Here is a 22,589-nt window from a genome sequence, read left to right on the forward strand (position 1 = left end):
ATTAAGCGGTATTCGCCGGGCTCCGCAGTTAAGTGACCTGCCGGTAACCACTTTTACGGCGTTTCGCCGAGGAACACGCGGCGTACCACGCGCTCGGCGGCGTGCCCGTCGTCCAGCGCGCAGAACCGCGACCGGAACGCCGCCCGGGCCCGCTCGGCCGCCTCGTCGTCGACCGCGCCGGACCGGAACACGTCGAGCAGCCCGGGGAAGTCCAGCGCGACGGTGCCCGGCGGCTCGGCCAGCAGGTCGAAGTAGACGCCCCGGGCCACCCGGTAGGCGTCCCAGTCCGGCGCGTAGACCACTATCGGCCGGTCCAGCACCGCGTAGTCGAACATCGCCGAGGAATAGTCGGTGATCAGTACGTCCGCCGCCAGGTAGAGGTCCTCCACCCGGTCGTACGCGCTCACGTCCAGCACGCCGTCCGCCGCCGGTCCCCGGGGATGCCGCTCCCGGTCGTGGAAGTAGTGGCTGCGCATCAGCAGCCGGCCCCGGGGCCCGAGCACGTCGAGCATCCGGTCCGGGTCGAACGGTGGCCGCCACCCGGGCAGGTGCTCGCGGTGCGTCGGCGCGTAGAGCACCACGTACTCGTCGGGTGCGATGCCCAGCGCGGCGCGGACCTGGCCTCGGTCCTCGGCGGTGGCCAGCGCCAGCCGGTCGTTGCGCGGGTAGCCGACCTCGAGCGTGGTGTAGTCCGCCGGGTACGCCCGCTCCCACATCTGCGTGGAGAAGCTGTTCGAGGTGATGCTGTAGTCCCAGCGGTCGACCCGGCGCAGCAGCCCGGCGAAGTCCATCCCCATCGCGCCCACCGGGTAGCGCTGCTGGTCCAGCCCCATCACCTTGACCGGCGTGCCGTGGTGGGTCTGCACGTGCACCGAGCCCGGCCGCTTGCGGACGAAGTCCGGGAAGTTGACGTTGTTGACCAGCCAGCGGGCACGCGCCAGCACGCGGTGGTACTCGCTGGTGCCGGCCACCACGTACTCGACACCGGGCGGCAGCGCGGCCACCCGGTCGCGGCGGACGATCCACACGCCGCGCACCTGCGGCGCGAGCCGGCGGGCCGCCTCGTAGATCGCCGCCGGGTTGCACGAGTAGCCCCGGTACCAGTAGGCCGCGTACACGGCGAGCGTCGGGTCGACCGGCCGGTGCAGCTCGGCCCGGTAGTACTCGCCCAGCGCCAGGTCACGGGCCCGCCGGGCGGTACGCCGCACCACCGGCGTGACCCGTCGCCGGGCCCGCCGCGCGGTCCGCCGGGCCGTCTCCGTCGCCTGGTGCGCCTCGCGCAACGCGCTGAACGTCCGCCATCGGCCGGCCGCCACCAGCCGGTGCTTGAGCCCTTCCGGGCCGGGCGGGACCGGGTAGCCCTCGGGCGGCAGGAACCGCACGTAGTCGGCGTGCATCTGGGCGAAGAACGGCGCGCGCAGCTCGGGGGCGATCCGGTCGCCGTTGCCGAGCACCGTCAGGTAGTGCCAGATCATCCGCTCGAAGACCGCCGGTCGCAGCCCCGTCACCCGCCAGCGGTCCATCAGCCCGAACACCCGGTGCCACTGGGCGAAGACCTCGAAGTGCCGGTCCCCCCGGGTCTTCGTGATCGCGCCGGTGCGGCGCTGCCGGTAGTTCAGGCAGATCCGGTCGAGTACGCCGATCCGCCCGGCGGCCATCAGCGCCGGATAGCTGAACGAGACGTCCTCGTACCAGCCCGGCTCGAAGCGCAGGCCGCGCTCGATCAGGAACTCCCGCCGTACCACCCGGTTCCACGCGGTGTGCAGCAGCTTCAGCGTCTCCGGCCGGTCCCGCAGCGTGAACGTCGTCGCGCCGGGCGGCACCGGGAACACCTCGCGCATCGCGCTGCGGGTGCCGATGTTGTTCCAGTGCGCCCGGACGTGGTCCACGATCAGCACGTCCGGCGCGGTGTCGCGGAGCCGGTCCGCGACGTGCGGCAGGCAGCCGGGCACCAGCCAGTCGTCCCCGTCGACGAACCACACGTACTCGCCGACGGCCCGATCCAGCCCGATGTTGCGGGCCGGACCGAGCCCCACGTTCTCGGCGAGGCGCACCGGGCGGACCCGGGGGTCGCGCAGCGCGTACTCGGCCAGGATCTCGCCGCTGTCGTCGGGGGAGGCGTCGTCGACGCCGATCACCTCGATGTCGGCGAACGGCTGGTCGAGGATCGAGTCGAGACATTCCCGCAGGTAGCCCTGCACCTTGAAGGCCGGCACGACGAAGCTGATCAAGGTCACCCCGGCCCGCCCTCCGTCAGCCCGGCGAGCGCACACCCCCACGGGCGCGGGCCGGCAGGACCACCCAGGCGAGGACCACGCTCGCGACAAAAACCACGAGAAGGTACGCACCGAGTGTAGCCAGAGCGATACTCGCATATCCGGCGATCAGCCCGATTGCCAGCAGCAGGGAACGCCCCGGCCAGCCCAGCGTGGCGGCGTGCAGCGGCGGAGCCGACTGCCGCTTCTCCAGCCGGGCGGTCAGGTCGTAGTGGTGCAGCGTCAGCACCAGCACGTACCCGAAGATCAGCCAGGCCGGTGCCCGGCCCGCCACCCCGACCGCGATGGCGAACAGATACTCGGCGGCCCGCAACGCAGCAGGCACCAGCCAGTCCAGCGACCCCTCGTGCGGCGCCCGCGAGCCCTGCGCGGCGCCCAGCAGCAGCACCAGCGCGAGCACCGGCACGAAGACCGGCAGGTCGCCGCCACCGTGCACCGCGAGCAGCGCCCACACCAGCGTCCCCGCCGAGCCGAGCGCGCCCAGCACCGCCAGCAGCAGCGGCCGCCGCGCGGTCGGCAGCGTCCGCGCCAGCACGCCGTCGTCACGGTGCAGACCCGCGTCCACAGTGGCCATCACCGGCACCCGCATCCACCGCGCCCGCAAGGTCCGCAACCCCCCGGTGTACGCGAACGCCAGCGTCCCCCAGACCAGCACCGCGACCAGCGCCACCAGCGGCCCGAACAGCGCGGCGGCGATCGCGATCAGCGCCCACCGCTCCCCGATCGGGAACACCACAGTGCGCTTCAGCCAGTACGACACCGAGCCGGTGTCCGCCTGCACCCGCGTCGACGCGGCGTTCAGCTTCCCGCCGATGCCGCCCGCGTCGGCGGTCACCACCTTGGGCCGCCGGGCCGCCTCGTCGTGCAACGCCCCGTACCAGGTGTCGGTCATGTGCCGCACGGTCTGCAACGTCATCGCGGCCAGCGCCAGCGCCCAGCCGTACCGGAACCCGGCATGCGTGGCCCCGAAGCCGAGCCCGGCGTAGACCACGTACTCCTTGAACCGGTCGGCCATCGTGTCCAGCCAGCCGCCCCAGGCGCTGAAGTGCCGGGTGTAGCGGGCCAGTTGCCCGTCCACGCAGTCGAGCACGAACCCCAGGTAGAGCAGGACCGCGCCGGCCACCAGCGCGGGCCGTCCACCGACGCCGAACAGCACCGCCGCGGCCACCGCGAACGCCACCGAGACCATGGTGACCCCGGTCGGGCCGATCCCGATGCGTGCCGCCGCCTTCGTGACGTACGGCGACCAGGTGCTGACGAAGAACGTGGTGAAGAAGTCGTCCCGCTCCTTCACCGACAGCTTCAACTCGGCCCGGTCCTCGTCGACAGCGGCCACCGCCGCCTCGGCCGCCGCCCGCTGCGCCTCGTCGCCGACCCGGTGCGCCACGAGCAGACGTACCCGCTGGGCGAAGATCAGCGTGCCGCGGGCGGCGAGGTCGGCCACGAGCCGGTCCACCGCGTCCCGCGGCCCGCCGTCCGCTGCGCCGACGCCCGGCGCGGACGCCGGGTCGGTCAGGCGCGCGTCCGGCGCATCCGGCGCGGCGCCTGCGGCGCGGCGGGCGGCGTCGGCGACCGCCGGCAGGTCGGCCGCGCCCACCCGCAGCGCGCCGCCGAACACGCCGGTCGCGTCGGCGGCGTCGACCTCGACCACCTGGCCGCGCTCCTCGCGCACGGTGGCCTGCCCGGGAGCGGGCGGATCGGTGAGCACCAGCGCCACCGTCGGCCCCACCGGGCTGGTCGCGAGATGCTTGAGTACGGCGGTGTGCGCCACCAGGTCCGCGCCGCTCACCAGCACCGGGCCGGTCGCGGCGGCAACCAGGTCGGCCAGCTCGGTCAGGTCGGCGGCGATACGCACGTCGTCCGCCCCGGCCCGGCGCCACTGCGCGGCCAGGCGTTCGGTGAGCGGTTCCCCGGCGGGCCGGCCCGCTGTCGGCTCGATCGGGCGGCCCGGCTCGGCCGGACGGCCCGGCGGCTCGGTGAGGTGGCCCGCCGCCGGGTCGGCGGCGAGCACGATCGCGAGCGTCACCGCTTCGCCGCGTCGGCGTAGGCGGCCAGCGCCTCGTCGATCGTCCCGTCGACGATCAGCCGTCCGGCGTCGAGGTAGAGCCCCCGACGGCAGAACCGGGTGAGGTCCTTGTCGTTGTGTGACACCAGCACCAGCGTGCGCCCTTCCGCGAGAAGTCGCTCGATGGTCGCATAGCACTTCGCGCGGAACTCCGCGTCCCCGACCGCTGTCACCTCGTCCACAAGCAGCACCGGGTGCGGCAGGTGCGCGATCACCGCGAAGCCCAGCCGCACCTTCATCCCCGACGAGTAGTGCCGCACCGACGTGTCGATGGCGCGTTCCACCTGCTCACCGGCGAACGAGACGATCTCGTCGAAATGTTCCCGCAGGTACGCCGACGACAGTCCGTGCAGCCCGCCCACCAGGTACAGGTTCTCCCGGCCGGTCAGGTCCCCGGAGAACCCGGCGGACAGTTCGAGCAGCGGCGCCACCCGGCCGTGCACCCGGATCGAACCCTCGTCCGGGATGAGCACACCGGCGATCAGCCGCAGCAGCGTGCTCTTGCCGGTGCCGTTGCGCCCCACCACGCCCACCGTCTCGCCCGGTTCGATCCGGAACGACAGGTCACGCAGCGGCCAGAACCGGCCCGCGTCCGGGTCGCGGGCGCCCCGGTGCACGATCAGCTCCCGCAGCCGCAGCTGACGGCGCCGGTTGCGGACGAACCGGATGCCGAGCCCGTCCGCCTCGATGATCGGGGCCATTCAGAGTTCCTTCAGCACTGCCGGTTCGAGGCGGTGGAACGTCCACCAGCCGAGCGCCAGCACCAACACGCTGCCGCACACAGTGATCGCGAGCAGCCGGGCGTCCGGGAACTCGTCCGGGTACCAGACCGCGTGGTGCAGCTGGAAGATCCCGACCAGCGGGTTCAGCTCGTACCCGATCTTGAGCCAGCCCGGCATGCCCGACTCCCGGACCAGGTCGAGCGGATAGATGATCGGCGTCGCGTAGAACAGCAGCCGGATGATCAGCCGCATGGTGCGCTCGATGTCGCGCATCAGCACGTTGCCCGCCGACAGCAGCAGCGCCAGGCCCACCAGCAGCACGAACTGCACCGCCACCGCCAGCGGCAGCGCGAGCAGGCTCCAGCCGGGGCGGATCTTCCCCTGGCTCGCGTAGATCGCCGCGACGGCGACCAGGATCGGCAGCCCGGCCAGGTACTCGGCGAAGCGGCCGGTGACCCGCCCGATCGGGAAGATCGGCCGGGGCAGGTTCATCGTGGTGATCAGCCGGGCCTGCCCGGTGAGCGCGTTCGCGGCCTCGGTCAGCGCCGAACTCGCCCACATCCAGGCGAAGATCCCGGTGATCAGGAACAGCGGGTACGACCCGGCCGCCTCACCCAGGTGCCGCCGGGTCGCGCCGGAGTAGAGCACGCCGAAGACGAACCAGTAGATCAAGCCCATGCCGAGCGGTTCGATCAGCGACCAGAAGTAGCCCAGCACCGACTGCTGGTACTTCACCGCGAGATCCCGCCGGACCAGGATGCGCAGCGAGGTGCGGGCGGACCAGAGCGCCGCGACGCCTGACGTCACCGCATGATGGTCGCTTTGTCAGTAGCGCTCCCGGGCCGGGTGCGGGCCGGGATCACCCCAACGAGGTCAGCACTCGATCACGTTGACGGCGAGCCCGCCCCGCGCGGTCTCCTTGTACTTGACCTTCATGTCCGCGCCGGTCTCCCGCATGGTCTTGATGACCTTGTCCAACGACACGTGGTGCACCCCGTCCCCGCGCAACGCCAGCCGAGCCGCGGTGATCGCCTTGATGCTCGCCACCGCGTTGCGCTCGATGCACGGAATCTGCACCAGGCCACCCACCGGATCGCAGGTCAGCCCCAGGTTGTGCTCCATGCCGATCTCGGCGGCGTTCTCCACCTGCTCCGGCGTACCCCCCAACGCCTCGGCCAGCCCGGCCGCCGCCATCGAACACGCCGAACCCACCTCACCCTGACAACCCACCTCCGCACCCGAGATCGACGCGTTCTCCTTGAACAACACACCGATCGCGCCCGCCGCCAGCAGGAACCGCACCACGCCCTCCTCGGACGCGCCCGGCACGAACCGGGTGTAGTAGTGCAGCACCGCCGGGATGATCCCGGCAGCCCCGTTCGTCGGCGCGGTCACCACCCGCCCACCCGCCGCGTTCTCCTCGTTGACAGCCAACGCGAACAACGTCACCCAGTCCATCGCGCGCAACGGATCCCCGCTACCGGTCTCCGCCTCCAGGCCGCGCCGCATCTCCGCCGCGCGCCGCCGGACCTTCAACCCACCCGGGAGTACGCCGTCACGCGTGCAGCCGTTCTCCACGCACTCGCGCATCACGCGCCAGATCTCCAGCAGCCCCGCCCGGACGTCCGCCTCGCTGCGCCAGGACAGCTCGTTGGCGAGCATCACCTCACTGATCGACAGGCCGGTCCCGGAGGTGACCTTGAGCAGTTCCGCGCCGGTGAGGAACGGGTGCTCCACGCGGGTGCTGTCCGCCTTGATCCGGTCCGCCCCGGCGGCCGCCTCGTCCACCACGAACCCGCCACCCACCGAGTAGTACGTGCGCGTCCGCACCTCGTTCCCGGCCGCGTCGTACGCCGCGAACGTCATCCCGTTCGGGTGATACGGCAACGACCGCCGACGATGCAACACCAGATCCGCGTCCGGATCGAAGACGATCCCCTGACTGCCGAACAGGTCGAGCCGCCGCTGGGTGCGGATCCGCTCGACGCGCGGCCCCACCGAGTCGGTGTCGACGGTCTCCGGAACCTCGCCCTCCAGCCCCAACAGCACCGCCCGGTCACTGCCATGCCCGTGACCGGTCGCACCGAGCGAACCGAACAGCTCCGCCCGTACGCGCGCCACGTCGGCGAGCTGCCCGTCGGCCTTCAGGCCCGCCACGAACGTACGAGCCGCCCGCATCGGCCCGACCGTGTGCGAGCTGGACGGCCCGATACCGACACTGAAAAGATCGAAAACACTGATCATTTGCTGCTTTCCTCGCCGTCGTCCCCGTTGTGCGGATCCGAGCCGGTGCGTGGGGTTGCCGCCCCCGCCAGGCGGGACGGCCGGCGCCCAGGGTGGGGGCGCCCGACCGGCGAGCCTACCCCGCCCTCATGAATACCCGCCCCCACTCCGCCCCATGCCCGCCCGCAAGCGAGCGCTGCCCCTCCGGCCCCCACTCCCCCCGTCGATCTTGGAGTTGTGGCGCCCGGATGGCGGCATTTACGACCTTCGTGAACCGCCACAACTCCAAGATCGCCGCACAGCGCGGCGGGAGGCCGGCTCCCGGCTCCCGGCTCCCGGCTCCCGGCTCCCAGCTCCCAGCTCCCAGCTCCCAGCTCCCAGCTCCCAGCTCCCAGCTCCCAGCTCCCAGCTCCCAGCTCCCAGCTCCCAGCTCCCAGCTCCCAGCAGATCTTGGAACCAAACGGCCCCCATAGGGACCCTTTCCTTCCAAGATCTCCACGAATCCCACTCAACGGAACGCCAGTCCCGCACCACGGAACGCCACTCGCCGCAACACGCGACCGAGCGCGGCTCCCACCGCACGCCACCCCGTCAACTGCCGCGATCTTGCACTTCCCGCCCCGTCAATCCAGAGCAAATAGGGCACGTCGAGGGCCTCAAGTGCAAGATCGCGGAAGGCGGGAGACGGAAGGCGGGAGACGGGAGCGGGAGCGGGAGGGGGCGGGAGGTAGGGCTGATGGTGTGGCCAGCAGTGCGGAAGCGCTGAGCAGGAACCGCAGTTCCCCGACCCGTGACTGCGGGACCACCTCGGACCGGAAACCGCGGCGGCGACCCGGGAGTCTCCGCGGTGAGTCGGTGGGGACGGTCCGGGGTATGCACCTACGGGTGCCCGGGTCGCCGATCATCCTCGGGGCCGAGGGCGCGGCGCGCACCCCTCTCTACCGTGGAATCAGCGCGGCGGATCGCCGCAGAAGTGGGAGACGACGATGAGTCGCAAACTGGTCCGGCCCCGCCAGGGGCGCATGATCGCCGGTGTCTGCGCCGGCCTGGGGCAGCGGTTCGGCATGTCGGCCGGCCTGGTCCGGCTGCTGTTCCTGCTGTCGCTGCTGCTGCCCGGCACGCAGGTGATCATCTACCTGATCCTGTGGGTTCTGATGCCGAACGAGGACCGCTACCTCGCCACCCGCTGACGCGACACGAAGCCGGGACACCGGCACACACGCGACACGCCCGCCCCGGACCATCGGGGCGGGCGCGCGGCGTCAGCGCACGAAGATCAGGGCGCGGTGTAGGTGACAGTCACCTTCTCGTAGCCGAGCGAGCGCAGCAGCCCTTCCAGCATCTTGCGGGTGTTCTCCTCGGCGCGGGCGGCGAGCCCACTGTCGCGGGCCGCCGCGGTGATCCGGTCCTCGGCGAGCTTGTAGATCTGCTGCTGCCGGTTGGGGTCGCCGGCCACCAGGTCGTTGAGCCGGTTGATCAGGCCCCGCTGCTGGGCGAAGACGTAGCTCTTGTCCATGTCCAGGTCGGTCTCGCCGAGCTGCGGCGCGGGCAGCTTGATCTCGGCGGACTTGCCGTCCTCGGAGACCGTCACCGCGCCGTCGGCGATCTTCGCGAAGTCGACGTACGCCTCGACGCGCCCCGCCCCGACGAACAGCGTGCGCTCGTTGAGCAGGAAGTCGGGCACGTTGCGCCGGTCGTTCTGCACGTCGACCACGACCTGGAAGTTGCCCTCGGCGGCGACGTAGCGGCTCAGGTCGCGGATCGACTTGAGCAGCGGCGGCTGGCTGCGGTCGGTCTGCTCCTTGGCGAACGGGTTGCGGAAGTCGGGCAGCAGACCGGTGGCCTGCACGCCGAGCAGCACCACCACCGCCAGCGCCGCCGCGCCGAGCACCCAGAGCAGGCCACGAGCCGCGCCGCCGCCCGACGCCGGGGCGCCCGGACCGGGCTCGCGATCGGGATCGCGGCCCGGGTCGGGCGAGCCTTCCGCCCGGTCGCGAAGGGACTCGCTGGTGGGGTAGTCCGGGAACTCCCGGGTGGGCTCGTTGATGTCACCGTCGCGGGCCATCGCCCTCACCGTCCTCGTCCGACACATCGACTGACAAAGACGGTACGGCCACCGTGCGACAGTCGCGCGTCGAGCGTCCCGATCGGGTGAAACCGCAGGTCAGGCGAACGCGGACAGGCCCGTCAGCCGCTGGCCGATGACGAGCTGGTGGATCTCGGAGGTGCCCTCGTAGGTGAGCACGCTCTCCAGGTTGTTGGCGTGCCGCATCACCGGGTACTCGCCGGAGACGCCGTTCGCGCCGAGGATCGTGCGGCACTGCCGCGCGATGGCGAGCGCCTCCCGGACGTTGTTCAACTTGCCCACGCTCACCTGATGGGGCCGCAGCGAGCCGGCGTCGGCGAGACGGCCCAGGTGCAGCGCGAGCAGCATCCCCTTGTTCCACTCCACCGCCATGTCGGCGAGCTTGGCCTGGGTGAGCTGGAAACCGGCGAGCGGGCGGCCGAACTGGGTGCGCGTGGTCGCGTACTCCAATGCGGTTTCCAGGCAGTCGCGGGCCGCGCCGAGCGCGCCCCAGACGATGCCGTGCCGGGCCTCGGTCAGGCACCCCAGCGGCGCCTTCAGCCCGATCGCCTCGGGCAGTCGCGCGTCGGCCGGCAGCCGGACGTCGTCGAGCGCGATCTCGCCGGTCAGTGACGCGCGCAGCGACATCTTGTGCCGGATCTCGCGCGCCGTCACCCCCGGCGTGTCCATGGGTACGGCGAAGCCGCGCACGCCTTCGTCGGTGCGCGCCCAGATCACGCCCACGTCGGCGATCGGCGCGTTGGTGATCCACAGTTTGCTGCCGTTGAGGATCCAGTCGTCGCCGTCGCGGCGGGCCCGGGTGGCCATCGAGCCGGGGTCGGAGCCGTGGTCGGGCTCGGTGAGCCCGAAACAGCCGATCGCCTCGCCGGCCGCCATGGCGGGCAGCCAGCGCTGCTTCTGCTCCTCGCTGCCGAAGCGCCAGATGGCGTACATGGCCAGCGATCCCTGCACCGACACCAGCGAGCGGACCCCGGAGTCGCCGGCCTCCAGTTCCAGGCAGGCCAGCCCGTACGCGACCGCGGACGCGCCGGCGCAGCCGTACCCGGTCAGGTGCATGCCGAGCAGGCCGAGCTTGCCGAACTCGCGGGCCAGCTCACGGGCCGGCACCTGGCCGTCCTCGTACCAGCCGGCGACGTGCGGGCGTACCCGGTCGGTCACGAGCTGGCGCACGACGGCGCGGATCTGCCGCTCCTCCTCGCTGAGCGACGCATCGATGTCGAGCAGGTCCAGAGGAGTCATGGCGTCACCTTAACCAAGGCTCAGCCGGGCGTCACTCGCCCTGGTCGCCGAGGACCAGCACGCGCGCGTGGATCTGGTTGCGCTGCTGCAGCGCCGCGCGCAGCGCCCGGTGCAGGCCGTCCTCCAGGTAGAGGCCGCCGTTCCACTGGACCACGTGCGGGAAGAGGTCGCCGTAGAAGGTGGAGTCCTCCGCGAGCAGCTTGTCCAGCGCCAGTTCGCGCTTGGTGGTGATGAGCTGGTCCAGCCGCAGCGGGCGCGGCGGGATCTCGGCCCACTGCTTCAGCGTGAGGTTGTGCTCCGGGTAGGGACGCCCGTCCCGGACCGCCCTGAAGATCACGGCGTGCTCTCCTCCCCCAGGCCCGGCTGACGATGTGGATGTCAGCCTAACCGCTCAGGTCCACCGTCCCCGCCGCACCACATCCTGCACCGGACGCCGCCCTCTACGCAGCGATGGTGACCGATGGTCAACGGCCCGATAACCCACTGTGATGGCTCCGACGGGGCTGAGTTCCGGCGGTACCCCGAACGCCTCCCGGTACGCCTCGATCCGCTGCGGCGGAATGCCGAAGAAGCAGGCGCCCAGCCCTTCGTCCACGGCGGTGAGCAGCATCAGCAGCGCCGCGAAGCCGGTGTCCACGTACCAGTAGGGCACCGGCCAGCGGTCCTCGGCGCGGTCCGCCCAGCCCTTGTCCGGCTCGGCGTAGCGGTCCAGGTAGGCGTCACGGTTGGCGTGCGGCACCACGATCAGCGGCGCCCGGCGCATCCCGGCCAGCCAGCGTTCCCGGCCGCCGCCACCGGGCGTGGTCGCCGCCCAGAACCGTTCCCGGTCCTCGGGTTCCTCCAGCACCAGGAAGCCCCAGCCCTGGGCGAACCCGGCCGACGGCGCGCGGACCGCGTGGTCCAGCAGGCGGTCCACCACCTCCGGCGGCACCGGGCGGTCGGGGTCGTAGTTGCGCACCATCCGGCGGCGGCGGACTACCTCGGCGAACTCCACGCTCAGACCTCCGGCCGGACGCCCCAGGCGCCCCGCCAGGTCTGCCCCGGCTCCAGCGTGATGACGTCCCTGCCGGAGCGGAACGCATCCGGCGGGCAGGTCATCGGCTCGACCGCCACCGACCGGCGGTGCCGTTCCCCGCCGAGCGTGTCGCCGGTGAACACCTGCCACCAGCCGAACTCGCGGTCCGCCCAGATCCGCAGCCCGGACGAGCCGTCCGGCGAGCCGAGCGTCACCGCCGAGCCGCCGTCGGCGTCCCGCTCGACGTCACCGAAGGCGGTGTCGAGGACCAGGTCGCCGATCGGGCGCGGGCTGGTGAAGTCGAACTCGGAGCCGGTCACCTCGGTCGCACCGACCGGAAGCAGGCGGCCGTCCACCAGCACCCGCCGCCGGGCCGGCAGGTGCAGCCGAATCCCGTCCACGCCGGCCTTCGGCAGTTGCAGGTAGGGGTGCACGGAGAAGCCGAACGGCGCCGGCTCGCCGGACAGGTTCGTCGCCTCGTGCTCGGCCCGCAGCCCGTCCGGGCCGACGCTCCACCGGGCCCGCAGCCGCAGCGCCCACGGGTAGCCGGGGCTGGGCGGCAGGTCGTAGCCGATCGTCACGCTCTGGGCCGACTGCTCGATCAGTTGCCACCGCGCCCAGTTCACCAGGCCGTGCAGCGCGTTGTGCCGCTCCGGCTCGGTGAGGTCGAGCTGGAACGACCGCTCCCCGAACGAGTAGACGCCGTCCCGGATCCGGTTCGGCCAGGGCGCGAGCACCTGACCGGCCGAGCCGGGGCAGACCTCGTCCTCGGCGTACCCGTCGAGGTAGTCCACGCCGTCGTGCCGGTAGGCCCGCAGCCCGCCGCCCACCTCGACCACGACGGCCTCGTGGCCGTCGGCGGAAATGGTCCACTGTGTACCGGACGGTGGCTGCACGTCGATCCCCATGTCGGCGACCCTACCGTCAGTGGCGCTCCTCGGCGGGGGTGGTCGAGCGATAGCGCAGCAGCGCCGGGAACGCCACCACCAGCAACACCGCGAGTACGGCGGCGGCCAGGCCACCACCGACCATGGCGACGCCGGTGCCGAACCCGGCGGCCGTCGCGCCGGCCCGCAGATCGCCCAGACGCGGGCCACCGGCCACCACGACGGTGTTCACGCCCTGGAGGCGGCCCCGCATCCGGTCCGGCGCGTAGACCAGCAGCATCGACTGGCGCAGCGTGGCGCTGACCAGGTCGGCGGCGCCGGCGACGCCCAGCAGCACCACCGCCACCCACAACTGCCCGGCCAGCCCGGCGAGCGCGATCGCCACGCCCCAGCCGACCACCGCCACGGTGAGCGCGAGGCCCTGCCGGCGTACCCGGCCGATCCACCCGGAGGTCAGGCCGCCCAGCATCGCGCCGATGGCGATCGAGCTGTAGAGCCAGCCCACCGCCGAGGCGCCGCCGAAGCGTTCCTGCGCCAGCTCGGGGAAGAGCGCCCGCGGCATGGCCAGGATCATCGCGATCAGGTCGATGGCGAAGGACAGCAGCAGCACCCGCGTGGTGGCCAGGTAGCGGAAACCGTCGACGATGCTGGCCAGCCCGGCCTTGCGGACGCCGCCGTCCGGGTCCGGCGCGGGCGGCATCGCGGGCAGCCGCAGCGTGGCCCAGAGCGCCGCCGTGTACAGCAGCGCGTCCGCCGCGTACGCGATGGGCAGCGCCGTCCCGACCTCCCACCCGGCGAAGATCAGGCCGGCGGCGAGCGGGCCGAAGACGGCGGCGGCGGTGAACGTGGTGAAGTTCAGCGTGGTTGCCGCCGGGACCAGCTCGGCCGGCACGAGCCGGGGCAGGATCGCGCTGCGGGCCGGTGAGGTGATCGCGAAGGCGGTCGACTGGAGGGCGACGAGCAGCAGGAGCAGCAGCGGGCTGCGCACGCCGGCCAGCGACTGCACCAGCAGCCCCAGCGTCGACGCCCAGAGCACGCAACCGCCGACGAGCAGCACCCGGCGGCGGTCCCGGGCATCGGCGATCGCGCCGCCCCACAACCCGAACAGCAGCAGCGGCACGAAACCGGCGATGCCCAGCAGGCCGACCCAGAGCGAGCCGCCGGTCAGGTCGAACATCTCCACCGGCACCGCCACGGCGGTGAACTGGAAGCCGAACATCGCGATCGCGTTGCCGGTCCAGACCCGCCGGTACGCGGGCACGCGCAGCGGGCGCAGGTCGATCGCCCAGCGGCGCGCACCCCGCCGCCGGGCCTGCGTGACGTCGGTCACGGCGCGAGCCGCTCGACGACGAAAACCCCGTTCCCGGTACGCCGGAAGCGCAGCCGGTCGTGCAGCCGGCTGGCCCGGCCCTGCCAGAACTCGACCGTCTCGGGCCGGACCCGGAACCCGCCCCAGTGCGGCGGCGCGGGGATCGGGTCCACGTCGGCGAACCGTTCCGCCGCCGCCCGGTACGCCTCGTCGAGCGCGGCGCGGTCCGGCACCACCGTCGACTGGGCGCTGGCCCACGCCCCGAGCTGCGAGCCGCGCGGCCGGCTGGCGAAGTACGCCTCGGTCTCGGCCCGGTCCACCGGCTCGACCCGGCCGGTCACCGTCACCTGCCGCTGCATCGGGAACCAGGGGAACACCAGGCTGGCCCACGGGTTCCCGGTCACCTCGGCACCCTTGCGCGAGCCGTGGTTGGTGTAGAAGACGAAGCCCTCCGGGTCGTACCCCTTGAGCAGCACGGTGCGCCCGCTGGGCCGGCCCCGGGCGTCGGCGGTGCCGAGCACCATCGCGTTCGGCTCGGGCAGCGGATGTGCCACCGCGTCGGCGAACCAGCGGGCGAACTGGGTGTGCCAGTCCGGCGCCAGGTCCGCCTCGGTCAGGCCCAGGTCGGCGGCGTACTCGTTACGCATACCGGCCGGTGCGGGTGTGTCGCCTGTCACTGTGCTCGTCCCTCTCCCGGGCGTGCCGGCGTCCCCCGACGCTGGCCAGGCCCCGGTACCCAGTCTTCTCCCTCTCTCACCGACGGCCAGCGGCGGGGATGTCGTGTGGCGCACAGTGGCTGTGGGTCGCGCAGCCGGTTACCCACCGGGCAAGATGTTCCGAACCACATCCCTGAAGGGTCGCCTGAGCTGCGGGGCTCGATCAGCCCGCCCGGGCGCGCCGAGCCGAAGCCAGGAGACGACATGTCCGATTTCAAACCGGGCCTGGAGGGCGTCGTAGCCTTCGAGACCGAGATCGCCGAACCCGACCGCGCGGGGGGTTCACTGCGCTACCGGGGCGTGGACATCGAGGACCTGATCGGCCAGGTCTCGTTCGGCAACGTCTGGGCGCTGCTGGTGGACGGCCGGTTCGGCCCCGGCCTGCCGCCGGCCGAGCCGTTCCCGGTGCCGGTGCACTCCGGTGACATCCGCGTCGACGTGCAGTCCGCGGTCGCCATGCTGGCGCCGTACTGGGGGCTCAGCCAGCTTCTCGACATCTCCGACGAGCAGGCCCGCGAGGACCTGGCCCGGGTGTCGGTCACCGCGCTGTCCTTCGTCGCCCAGTCGGCGCGCGGCCTGGGCCTGCCGGCCGTGCCGCAGAAGGAGATCGACAAGGCGGAGACCATCGTCGAGCGGTTCATGAAGCGCTGGCGGGGTGAGCCCGACCCGCGGCACGTCAAGGCCGTCGACGCGTACTTCATCTCGGCCGCCGAGCACGGCCTGAACGCCTCCACCTTCACCGCCCGGATCGTCGCCTCCACCGGCGCGGACGCCGCGGCCTGCATCTCCTCCGGCATCGGCGCGCTCTCCGGCCCGCTGCACGGCGGCGCCCCGTCCCGGGTGCTCAGCATGCTGGAGGCGGTCGAGCGCAGCGGCGACGCCGACGGGTACGTCAAGGGCGTGCTCGACCGGGGCGAGCGGCTGATGGGCTTCGGCCACCGGGTCTACCGGGCCGAGGACCCCCGCGCCCGCGTGCTGCGGCGCACCGCCAAGGAGCTGGGCGCGCCGCGCTTCGAGGTCGCCGAGGCGCTGGAGAAGGCCGCGCTGGCCGAGCTGCAGGCCCGCCGCCCGGACCGCGTCCTCGCCACGAACGTCGAGTTCTGGTCGGCGGTGGTGCTGGACTTCGCCGAGGTGCCGGCGCACATGTTCACCTCGATGTTCACCTGCGCGCGGATGGGCGGCTGGTCGGCGCACATCCTGGAGCAGAAGAAGCTCCAGCGGCTGGTGCGCCCGTCGGCGACGTACGTCGGCCACGGCTCGCGCAAGCCGCAGGAGGTCGAGGGCTGGGACGCCATCCCGCACGGCGTCTGACGTCTCGCCCGGGGCCCCGCTTCCACCCGCCGGTGGAGCGGGGCTCCGGCACGTCCGGGACCGGCTCGCGGCCCGTGTGGCGGACGCCTCACCGACCGGCGTGGGACTGGCCGCCGGACGGCCCGGAGCAGGTGCGAGGATTGCCGTGGCAGTGTCGCCGGAACGGGCTCGGACGCCCGCCGCCACGCGGCAGCACCTCGTCCGCGCCCTGCCAGCTCACCTCTCGCCCATGCGGAAGGATCTTCAAGACCGTGGCTGACGCACCGACCATCCGGATTCCCGACGAGATCAGGCCCGCCGACGGACGATTCGGCTGCGGCCCGTCCAAGGTCCGTCCGGCCGCGGTCTCCGCCCTCGCCGACGTCGCCACCAGCTACCTGGGCACGTCGCACCGGCAGAAGACGGTCCGCGACCAGGTCGCCCGGCTGCGCCGCGGCCTGGCCGAGTTCTACTCCCTCCCCGAGGGGTACGAGGTGGTGCTCGGCAACGGCGGCACCACCGCGTTCTGGGAGGTCGCCACGTTCGGCCTGATCCGGGACCGGGCCCAGTTCGCCAGCTTCGGCGAGTTCGGCGCCAAGTTCGCCAAGTCGGTGAAGGATGCGCCGTTCCTGGGCGAGCCGACGGTGCGCAAGTCCGACGCGGGCAGCGCCCCGACGCTGGTCGCCGAGGCCGGCGTGGACGTCTACGCCACCCCGCACAACGAGACCTCCACCGGTGTCGCGGTGCCGATCAGCCGGGTGGCGGGCGCCGACGAGGGCTCGCTGCTGCTGGTCGACGCCACCTCCGGCGCGGGCGGGCTGGACGTGGACGTCGCCCAGACCGACGTCTACTACTTCGCCCCGCAGAAGTGCTTCGGCTCCGACGGTGGCCTCTGGCTGGCCCTGATGTCGCCGGCCGCGCTGGCCCGGGCCACCGAGATCAAGGAGTCGGGCCGCTACATCCCGGCCTTCCTCGACCTGGTCACCGCGATCGACAACTCGCGGCTGGAGCAGACGTACAACACCCCGGCACTGGCGACCATCTTCCTGGCCGCTGAGCAGACCGACTGGATGAACTCCCAGGGCGGGCTGGCCTGGGCGGCCAAGCGCACCGCCGAGAGCGCCGGCATCGTGTACGGCTGGGCCGAGCGCTCGTCGTTCGCCACCCCGTTCGTGGCGGACCCTGCGCTGCGGTCCAACGTGGTCGCCACCGTCGACTTCGCCGACGGGGTGGACGCCACGGCGATCGCCAAGGTGCTGCGCGCCAACGGCATCGTCGACACCGAGCCGTACCGCAAGCTGGGCCGCAACCAGCTGCGGGTGGCGCTGTTCCCGGCCGTCGAGCCGGCCGACGTCGAGGCGCTCACCGCGTCCATCGACTACGTGGTCGAGCGACTCTGATCACGCCGTCACGGTGCGTGGCCGTCAGGGCTCCGGCGGCCACCCACCGTGATCATTACCGCAGCTCAGTCACGACATGCCGGGGTGTCGCAGTCCCCATCGGCGGGTAGATGAGCGTACGGTGGTGCGAGACGCCCGGGTGGCCGGCTCCCGTGGCGTGACGGCCAGCGAAGCGGGACGGAGGCAAGCCCATGCGCCCAGTACGCTTCGTCGCCCTCTCCGAGGACGGCCAGGCCCTGGTGCTCGCCGACGAGGTGGGGCGCCTGCTGGCGCTGCCCATCGACGAGCGGATCGCGTCGGCGCTGCACGCCGAGCCGGGCGCCCCGCCGCTCGCTGTGGTGCCGAGCGCCACCGACCCGACGCCGTCGCTGTCCCCACGGGACATCCAGGCCCGCATCCGCTCCGGTGAGTCCGCCGAGGACGTCGCCCGCATCGCCGGCGTGCCGGTCGACCGGGTGCTGCGCTACGCCGGCCCGGTGCTCCAGGAGCGGGCCATGCTCGCCCAGCACGCCCGCCGCACCCGGCTGAAGGGCGCGGAGAAGCCGACCCCGCTGGCCGAGGTCGTCAACGGCCGGCTGGCCCAGCACGGCATCGACACCGAGAAGATCTCGTGGGACGCCTACCGCCGCGACGACGGCACCTGGCGGATCATCGCGACCTGGCCGTCCGGCAAGGCCACCGCGCAGGCGGTGTGGGACCTGGACAAGACCCGGCAGAACGTCGCCCCGCACGACGACATGGCGCAATACCTCTGCGCCGAGCGGCCCACGCCGATCCTCGGCCAGGAGCCGGCGCCGGAGCGGGGCGGTCACGCGCTGCCCGGTCCGTCGCGTGGCGAGCCGAGCCGGGGCGGGCACGGCCTGCCGGCCGCCTCCGAGCACGCCCGTCCGGGGCGTGACCCGATCCGCGCCGGCCGGGACGCGCTGCTCGCCTCGCTGGACCGGCCGCTCGGCGGCACGTCCGGGCGCGGTCTCGACACCCGGTCCCCGGCCGCGCAGGAGGCGCCCCGCCAGCGGGCCGTCGCCGGTGGTGCCGCCGCGCTGCTCGGGGGTGGGCAGGGCTCGGCCTTCGACGACGACTCGGACGCGCCGAAGGAGATCCCGGCCGTACCCTCGCTGGCAGTGCTGCGGCCGCGGCGCACCGGTGCCGCGGCGGCGACCGGCGGCGCGGGCGGCGAGTCCACCGAGGCCGGTGGCAAGCCACGCAAGCGGCTGCCGAGCTGGGACGACGTGCTCTTCGGCACCGGCCCGGCGGCCCGCGAATCCTCCTGATCCGCAAGCTCCACCCTGGCTCGTTGAGAGGGCACTCCAGGTGCCGGCGTGCCAGGGTGGAGTCATGGAGTACACGAACCTGGGACGCACCGGCCTGTCCGTGAGCCGACTCTGCCTCGGCACGATGAACTTCGGTCCGCAGACCGACGAGCCGGACAGCTTCGCCATCATGGACCGGGCGCTCGAACACGGGATCAACTTCTTCGACACCGCGAACGTCTACGGCTGGAAGCTCGGTGAGGGCGTCACCGAGCACATCGTCGGCCGCTGGTTCGCGCAGGGCGGCGGGCGCCGCGACAAGGTCGTCCTCGCCACCAAGGTGTACGGCAAGATGGGCGAGTGGCCCAACGAGCAGGGCCTGAGCGCCCGGCACATCATCCGGGCCTGCGAGGACTCGCTGCGCCGCCTCCAGACCGACACGATCGACCTCTACCAGATGCACCACATCTCCCGGACCACGCCGTGGGAGGAGATCTGGCAGGCGATGGAGACGCTCGTCGCGCAGGGCAAGGTGCTCTACGTCGGCTCGTCCAACTTCGCCGGCTGGCACATCGCGCAGGCGCAGGCCGCAGCCGGAAAGCGCAACTTCCTCGGCCTCGTCTCCGAGCAGTGCATCTACAACCTGCTGACACGGTACGTCGAGCTGGAGGTCGTGCCGGCCGCCCAGCACTACGGGCTGGGCATCATCCCGTGGTCGCCACTGCACGGCGGGCTGCTCTCCGGCATCATCCGCAAGATGGCCGAGGGCAGCGCGGCGCGCGGCACCACGGGCCGCTCGGCCGACGCGCTGGCCGAGCACCGCAGCACGATCGAGGCGTACGAGAAGCTCTGCGCCGACCTGGGCCACGACCCGGCGGATGTGGCGCTGGCGTGGCTGCTGTCCCGTCCGGGCGTGACCGCCCCGATCGTCGGCCCGCGCACGATGGACCAGCTCGACCGCAACCTCGGCGCGCTCGACGTCCACCTGGACGAGCCCACGCTGACCCGCCTGGACGAGCTGTTCCCGCCCGTAGGCAACGGCGGCCCCGGCCCCGAAGCCTGGGCCTGGTGAAAGGAAGGGCCCCTTCTTAACGCCTCAGGTAGAGAAGGGGCCCCTTCTTAACACGCCGCCGAATTAGCACGCCGCCCGCATCAACGCGCCGGCGCCAGCGCCCACGCGGCGATGCGCGTGTGGCGGGGCGTACGGCCCGGGTGGCTGCGGGTCAGCATCACCTCACCGGCCGACCACTGTGGGCCGGCGTACCCGTTGAGGGTGTCCCGGTCGGCGTGGAGGTCGGCCTCGGGCACCCGGTCGCCGGGGCGGGCGATGGTCAGGTGCGCCCGGAACGGCTTGTCGTCGCAAGGCAGCCCGGCCTCGCGCAGCCCGCCGCGAATCGAGCGGGCCAGCGCGTCGAGCGCCTCGACGTCGCCGCGTACGTCGACCCAGAGCACTGTGGACCGGCCCTGACCGAAGCAGCCTCCGCCCGCGAGGCGCAGCAGTGGCGAGCGTGCCGTCCGGGCGGCCGAGGCGAGCGCGTACTTCACGTCGGGGAGCCGGACGTCCGGCACCTCGCCGAGGAAGGCCAGCGTGAGGTGCAGGTCCGCCGGATCGGCCAGCCGGGCGTGGCGGGCGGCCGCGACCCGCAGGCCCTTGACCCGGGCGGTGAGGTCGGCGACCGCCACGGCAGGTGGGTAGATCGCCGCGAAGAGACGCACCAGGTCAGCGGTGCCGCTGGTGGTGCGCGGCGCGGGCAGCCGGCAACGTCAGCCCGGCGGCGTGCAGCAGCCCTTCGACGCGTACCCGTTCGATCTCCCGGTCGACGCCGTCCAGTTCGGCCAGGTGCTCGTCGATGCCGAGCGCCCGGCAGGCGGCGCGCAGCCGTTCGTCGTACGCCTCGATGACCGCGCCGTGCCACACCACGCTGCGGTCGTTGGCGGCGAGCCGGTGGCCGCCGAGGCGGCGCAGGTCGGTGGCGAGCTGGTCCAGCGGCCGTCGGCCGTCCCGGTCGAACTCGGTGAGGTCGATGTCGCGGGTCAGCGCCTCGGCCTCGATGGCCCGGTCGAGCCGCGCGATGGTACGGCGTTCCCGGCGCTGCTCCCGCCACTCGGCCCACCCGCACGCGACCCGGTCGATGATCTCGTCAGCGCAGAACAGCAGCGCGAACAGGGCGGGTAGGCAGCAGACGGCGAGGATCGCCAGCGCCAGCAGCAGTCCCTGCCCCACTTCCACACATCGACGCTAAGCCCTGCCGCACCGGCCCGCCACCCGTTTGGGTAATCGGGCCGGTACGACCGGCTATCGGGGCTACTTGGCTCCGGGCGACACGACGTAGAAGCGGGGCATCGGGAGCACCCGCATCCGCAGCCGGGCGCCGGATCGGCGCAGCTGCCAGGTGAGCGCCAGCAGCGCGGCGGTCAGCGAGATCAGGCCGCCGGCCCAGATGCTCGCGCCCGCGCCGTAGCGCTCGGCGACCCAGCCGATCAGCGGCGCGCCGACCGGGTTGGTGCCCAGGAACACCAGCACCCACAGCGCCATCACCCGTCCCCGGAAGGAGGCGTCGACACCGAGCTGGACACGCTGGTTGGCGGCCTGGGCGAAGTAGATCATGAAGAACCCGGCGGGCAGCAGCAGCGCCACGACCAGCCAGTACGCCGGGGCGAGCCCGACGAGCGTGCCGAAGACCGCGCAGCCGATCGCGGCGCCGAGCACGAGCCAGACCGAGGGCCGGCTGCGCCGTCCGGTGCCGGCCAGCGCCCCGACCAGCGCACCGGCCGCGAGCGCGGTGCTGAACAGGCCGAACGAGGCGGCGCCGGTGTTGAACACGGTCTTCGCGAGCGCGGCGAGGGTGAGCTGGAAGTTGAACAGGCTCATCCCGATCACCGACATGAGGACCATCGGCAGCAGGATGTCGGGGCGGCGTGCCACGTACCGGAGGCCGTCGACCACCCGGGCCTGGTCCCGCTCGCCGACCGGCGGCAGGTCCTTGCGGTGCAGTTCCTCGGTACGCATCCGGACCACGTTGACCAGCGGGGCGATCGAGCTGAGCGCGGTGACCAGGAAGACCGGGCCGACGTCGACGGCGGCGATGGCCAGGCCGGCGACGGCGGGGCCGACGATCCGGGCGGAGTTGAACACTGCCGCGTTGAGCGAGAGCGCGTTCGGCAGCAGCGGCATGCCGACCAGCTCGGAGACGAACGCCTGGCGGACCGGTGTCTCGACCGCGTTGGAGACGCCGAGCAGGGCGGCGAACGTGAAGACGTGCCAGAGCTGCACCAGGCCGGTGAGGACCAGGACGCTCATGGCCAGCGCGAGCACGGTCCAGAACGCGTTGGCGACGAAGAGCAGCATCCGCTTGTCGTAGCGGTCGGCGAGCCGTCCGGAGAGCAGCGTGAGCAGGAGCACGGGCGTGAACTGCAACGCGGTGACCACGCCGAGCGCGGTCGCCGAGTTGTCGCTGAGCTCGAGCACGAGCCAGTCCTGGGCGATGAACATCATCCAGACGCCGATCAGTTTGATCAGCTGCCCGGTGGCGAAGAGTCGGTAGTTACGGACCCGTAGGGACTGGAACATCGTGCTCAATTTGGCCTGCACTCTAGGTGCGCCTCCTTGCGTCGGTACGCTTCATCCACAGCTGACGAAGCGAACCGCGGGCGGCGGTGTCAGGCGCGAGCGATGCCCTGGAGGATGTCCGCGGCGCGCCGTAGCGTTTCGCGTTCGTCCTCGGTGAGCTCGGCCAGCCGGGTGGCCAGCCACTCGTTGCGGGCCCGCTCGAACTGGTCGAGTACGGCCCGTCCCCCTTCGGTAGCCGCCAGGATGACCTGCCGTCCGTCGGTCGGGTGGGGGGTGCGTTGCACGAGGCCCCGCTCCTCCAGCTTCGCGACGATCTTCGTCATCGTGGGCGGCTGCACCCGTTCGACATCAGCGAGTTCCCGTGGTGTGAGGGCGCCCGCCAGGTTGAGGCTGGTGAGCGCCGACAGCTGGGTGACTGTGAGGTCGCCGACCGGCCGGGCCTGTCGGACCCGCCGGTTGAGCCGGGTGATCGCATCTCGCAGCTGAGGGGCCAGCTGCGCCGGTGGCACGCGTTTCGCCGTCACCGTCCGCTCCGTCACG

The 22,589-nt window shown here is 72.5% G+C and carries 21 protein-coding genes; 5 read left to right on the top strand and 16 right to left on the bottom strand.

All coding sequences use genetic code 11. The features are described from left to right. Positions 1–53: 53 nt before the first annotated feature. The 5 genes from MCBG_RS17555 to MCBG_RS17575 all read right to left on the bottom strand — a co-directional run bounded on the left by MCBG_RS17555 (position 54) and on the right by MCBG_RS17575 (position 7,307). Positions 54–2,237, bottom strand: a complete 2,184-nt coding sequence (locus MCBG_RS17555) for a bifunctional glycosyltransferase/CDP-glycerol:glycerophosphate glycerophosphotransferase (RefSeq protein ID WP_043327127.1) — start codon at positions 2,235–2,237, stop codon at positions 54–56. A gap of 16 nt (positions 2,238–2,253) precedes the next feature. Then, positions 2,254–4,215: a DUF5941 domain-containing protein gene (locus tag MCBG_RS17560; RefSeq protein ID WP_051611550.1), complete on the bottom strand. Its 1,962-nt coding sequence runs from the start codon at positions 4,213–4,215 to the stop codon at positions 2,254–2,256. An 83-nt stretch (positions 4,216–4,298) separates the two neighbouring features. Next, a complete protein-coding gene (locus MCBG_RS17565) occupies positions 4,299–5,042 on the bottom strand; it encodes an ABC transporter ATP-binding protein (RefSeq protein WP_030503547.1) in 744 nt (247 codons plus the stop codon). Beyond that, a complete protein-coding gene (locus tag MCBG_RS17570; protein ID WP_043327131.1) occupies positions 5,043–5,870 on the bottom strand; it encodes an ABC transporter permease in 828 nt (275 codons plus the stop codon). It abuts the gene before it with no gap. Positions 5,871–5,936: 66 nt separating this feature from the next. Continuing rightward, positions 5,937–7,307, bottom strand: a complete 1,371-nt coding sequence (locus MCBG_RS17575) for an L-serine ammonia-lyase (protein WP_043327133.1) — start codon at positions 7,305–7,307, stop codon at positions 5,937–5,939. A gap of 965 nt (positions 7,308–8,272) precedes the next feature. Between MCBG_RS17575 and MCBG_RS17580 the strand changes: the two genes are divergently transcribed. Then, positions 8,273–8,476, top strand: a complete 204-nt coding sequence (locus MCBG_RS17580; protein WP_043327136.1) for a PspC domain-containing protein — start codon at positions 8,273–8,275, stop codon at positions 8,474–8,476. 86 nt (positions 8,477–8,562) lie between these two features. Here the strand turns inward: MCBG_RS17580 and MCBG_RS17585 are convergent, their stop codons facing one another. From MCBG_RS17585 to pdxH, 7 genes are all read right to left on the bottom strand, one after another. Continuing rightward, the gene (locus tag MCBG_RS17585) at positions 8,563–9,351 is read right to left on the bottom strand and encodes a DUF4230 domain-containing protein (RefSeq protein WP_043327138.1); all 789 of its coding nucleotides are present in this window, start codon (positions 9,349–9,351) and stop codon (positions 8,563–8,565) included. A 99-nt stretch (positions 9,352–9,450) separates the two neighbouring features. Beyond that, positions 9,451–10,611, bottom strand: coding sequence for an acyl-CoA dehydrogenase family protein (locus tag MCBG_RS17590; protein ID WP_043327140.1), 1,161 nt, complete (start codon positions 10,609–10,611; stop codon positions 9,451–9,453). Between the two features lie 31 nt (positions 10,612–10,642). Continuing rightward, entirely contained in the window at positions 10,643–10,948 is a 306-nt protein-coding gene (locus MCBG_RS17595; RefSeq protein WP_013283726.1) for a type II toxin-antitoxin system VapB family antitoxin, read from the bottom strand. Positions 10,949–11,002: 54 nt separating this feature from the next. Beyond that, positions 11,003–11,605 (bottom strand): nitroreductase family protein, encoded by a 603-nt coding sequence (locus tag MCBG_RS17600; RefSeq protein ID WP_043327142.1) that lies wholly within the window; start codon positions 11,603–11,605, stop codon positions 11,003–11,005. A 2-nt stretch (positions 11,606–11,607) separates the two neighbouring features. Further along, positions 11,608–12,534: an aldose 1-epimerase family protein gene (locus MCBG_RS17605; RefSeq protein ID WP_043327144.1), complete on the bottom strand. Its 927-nt coding sequence runs from the start codon at positions 12,532–12,534 to the stop codon at positions 11,608–11,610. 16 nt (positions 12,535–12,550) lie between these two features. Further along, entirely contained in the window at positions 12,551–13,843 is a 1,293-nt protein-coding gene (locus tag MCBG_RS17610) for an MFS transporter (RefSeq protein ID WP_043327145.1), read from the bottom strand. Continuing rightward, positions 13,840–14,469: a pyridoxamine 5'-phosphate oxidase gene (gene pdxH, locus MCBG_RS17615; protein WP_051611271.1), complete on the bottom strand. Its 630-nt coding sequence runs from the start codon at positions 14,467–14,469 to the stop codon at positions 13,840–13,842. Before pdxH ends, MCBG_RS17610 begins: the two co-directional genes overlap by 4 nt. Before the next feature lie 273 nt (positions 14,470–14,742). Between pdxH and MCBG_RS17620 the strand changes: the two genes are divergently transcribed. From MCBG_RS17620 to MCBG_RS17635, 4 genes are all read left to right on the top strand, one after another. Next, positions 14,743–15,849, top strand: coding sequence for a citrate synthase 2 (locus tag MCBG_RS17620; RefSeq protein WP_043327149.1), 1,107 nt, complete (start codon positions 14,743–14,745; stop codon positions 15,847–15,849). Between the two features lie 251 nt (positions 15,850–16,100). Continuing rightward, positions 16,101–17,228, top strand: coding sequence for a phosphoserine transaminase (serC, locus tag MCBG_RS17625; protein ID WP_043327151.1), 1,128 nt, complete (start codon positions 16,101–16,103; stop codon positions 17,226–17,228). Positions 17,229–17,419: 191 nt separating this feature from the next. Then, entirely contained in the window at positions 17,420–18,499 is a 1,080-nt protein-coding gene (gene sepH, locus MCBG_RS17630) for a septation protein SepH (protein ID WP_043327153.1), read from the top strand. Positions 18,500–18,563: 64 nt separating this feature from the next. Next, positions 18,564–19,550: an aldo/keto reductase gene (locus MCBG_RS17635; RefSeq protein ID WP_043327155.1), complete on the top strand. Its 987-nt coding sequence runs from the start codon at positions 18,564–18,566 to the stop codon at positions 19,548–19,550. Between the two features lie 80 nt (positions 19,551–19,630). Here the strand turns inward: MCBG_RS17635 and thpR are convergent, their stop codons facing one another. The 4 genes from thpR to MCBG_RS17655 form a co-directional block, all read right to left on the bottom strand. Beyond that, on the bottom strand, positions 19,631–20,194 hold the full coding sequence (gene thpR / locus MCBG_RS17640; protein WP_043327158.1) for an RNA 2',3'-cyclic phosphodiesterase: 564 nt from the start codon (positions 20,192–20,194) through the stop codon (positions 19,631–19,633). Between the two features lie 4 nt (positions 20,195–20,198). Continuing rightward, positions 20,199–20,708, bottom strand: a complete 510-nt coding sequence (locus MCBG_RS17645; protein WP_030503563.1) for a hypothetical protein — start codon at positions 20,706–20,708, stop codon at positions 20,199–20,201. 75 nt (positions 20,709–20,783) lie between these two features. Further along, the gene (locus MCBG_RS17650; protein ID WP_043327160.1) at positions 20,784–22,070 is read right to left on the bottom strand and encodes an MFS transporter; all 1,287 of its coding nucleotides are present in this window, start codon (positions 22,068–22,070) and stop codon (positions 20,784–20,786) included. A 68-nt stretch (positions 22,071–22,138) separates the two neighbouring features. Next, positions 22,139–22,588 (bottom strand): MarR family winged helix-turn-helix transcriptional regulator, encoded by a 450-nt coding sequence (locus MCBG_RS17655; RefSeq protein WP_030503565.1) that lies wholly within the window; start codon positions 22,586–22,588, stop codon positions 22,139–22,141. Position 22,589: the final 1 nt, after the last annotated feature.

The sequence above is a fragment of the Micromonospora sp. M42 genome (assembly GCF_000568915.1).
Classification (GTDB): Bacteria; Actinomycetota; Actinomycetes; order Mycobacteriales; family Micromonosporaceae; genus Micromonospora; species Micromonospora chalcea.

Excerpts from the sequence above, each read along its gene's own strand:
- MCBG_RS17565 (WP_030503547.1), bottom strand. The coding sequence starts at position 5,042 with ATGGCCCCGATCATCGAGGCGGACGGGCTCGGCATCCGGTTCGTCCGC.
- MCBG_RS17575 (WP_043327133.1), bottom strand. The coding sequence starts at position 7,307 with ATGATCAGTGTTTTCGATCTTTTCAGTGTCGGTATCGGGCCGTCCAGC.
- MCBG_RS17580 (WP_043327136.1), top strand. The coding sequence starts at position 8,273 with ATGAGTCGCAAACTGGTCCGGCCCCGCCAGGGGCGCATGATCGCCGGT.
- MCBG_RS17585 (WP_043327138.1), bottom strand. The coding sequence starts at position 9,351 with ATGGCCCGCGACGGTGACATCAACGAGCCCACCCGGGAGTTCCCGGAC.
- MCBG_RS17590 (WP_043327140.1), bottom strand. The coding sequence starts at position 10,611 with ATGACTCCTCTGGACCTGCTCGACATCGATGCGTCGCTCAGCGAGGAG.
- MCBG_RS17605 (WP_043327144.1), bottom strand. The coding sequence starts at position 12,534 with ATGGGGATCGACGTGCAGCCACCGTCCGGTACACAGTGGACCATTTCC.
- pdxH (WP_051611271.1), bottom strand. The coding sequence starts at position 14,469 with ATGCGTAACGAGTACGCCGCCGACCTGGGCCTGACCGAGGCGGACCTG.
- MCBG_RS17620 (WP_043327149.1), top strand. The coding sequence starts at position 14,743 with ATGTCCGATTTCAAACCGGGCCTGGAGGGCGTCGTAGCCTTCGAGACC.
- sepH (WP_043327153.1), top strand. The coding sequence starts at position 17,420 with ATGCGCCCAGTACGCTTCGTCGCCCTCTCCGAGGACGGCCAGGCCCTG.
- MCBG_RS17635 (WP_043327155.1), top strand. The coding sequence starts at position 18,564 with ATGGAGTACACGAACCTGGGACGCACCGGCCTGTCCGTGAGCCGACTC.